The sequence below is a fragment of the Komagataeibacter swingsii genome (assembly GCF_003207895.1).
GTDB classification, from domain to species: domain Bacteria; phylum Pseudomonadota; class Alphaproteobacteria; order Acetobacterales; family Acetobacteraceae; genus Komagataeibacter; species Komagataeibacter swingsii.
In genome coordinates this window covers 1-963 of sequence record NZ_NKUB01000092.1, presented here as the reverse complement: position 1 = coordinate 963, position 963 = coordinate 1, and the positions used below count along the sequence as shown (strand labels likewise).

Genomic DNA, 963 nt, shown 5'->3' with positions numbered 1-963 from the left:
ACTGTTATCTGGAGAGGAATGTCTCGCCTGGCAGATATCGTTACAGGTGCTCTCTCCTATCAAATTACAGAAGAAAAAATTTATGGGTAACTGCAAGCCTCGTCGGATGCTTACACCGGATCAGACGATCTCTTGTCGAACGAAACATTACCGCCTGCATTCCACCGAGGAAGAACCGGAAATCAAAGCCATCTTACAATTGGCACCTGTATAAAAAGCGCCACCTTATCGAAAACATGTTCGCAAAGCTGAAAGACTGGCGACGTGTTGCGACCAGATACGACCGATGCGCTCATACGTTCATGTCCGCAATCCAGATCGCAGCAAGCTTCATCTTCTACCTCAAAGAATGAGTATCCGTCTTGGTCAAGTGTGGCGTGGTTCCCATAACCTGTCATTGCGTAACAGGACATTCGCCAGAATGACGAGACGCCGCATGAGAGCGGTCAGAGCCACTTTTGCGTGCTTTCCCTTATCCGTCAGACTAAGATAAATGCTCCGAAGGTCGGGGTTATGCCGCATGGCAACCAGCGCAGGCATGTACAGGGCGTTTCTGACATGAATCCGACCACCCCGAATAAAGCTTTTACCCTGCCACTTTCCTGACTGCCTGGTGACAGGTGCCAGACCTGCGAGCGCAGCAACCTGTCCATTTTCCAGTGTTCCCAGCTCGGGAATATCAGCGATCAGCATCGCAGCAGTGGCCTCTCCAATACCTGGAATGCTGACCAGAACGGTGCGTTTTCGAGAGAGGCTCTCGTCTGTCGAGATCAGTTCGCTGATTGCCTGATCGATGGTTGCGATCTGAGCCTCTATCTGACGAAGTCTATAGCGTGTCAGACGTTTTGTAAGCATCCGACGAGGCTTGCAGTTACCCACAAATCTGCTGTTCTTGAATTTTGTGCTTGATGCAGATGAATCTGTTGTGATTCCTTTTCTGTCACCTTTATGCAGGCGGGGTGT

2 protein-coding genes are annotated in these 963 nt (G+C 50.2%); one reads left to right on the top strand and one right to left on the bottom strand.

What is annotated here, in order from left to right; translation table 11 throughout:
• The first annotated feature begins 8 nt into the window (after positions 1 to 8).
• Positions 9 to 353 (top strand): transposase, encoded by a 345-nt coding sequence (locus CFR76_RS18860; RefSeq protein WP_408884379.1) that lies wholly within the window; start codon positions 9 to 11, stop codon positions 351 to 353.
• 13 nt (positions 354 to 366) lie between these two features.
• On the opposite strand, the gene CFR76_RS17445 is transcribed toward CFR76_RS18860, so the two are convergent.
• On the bottom strand, positions 367 to 963 hold a 597-nt coding region (locus CFR76_RS17445), incomplete at its 5' end, for a transposase (RefSeq protein ID WP_244192009.1).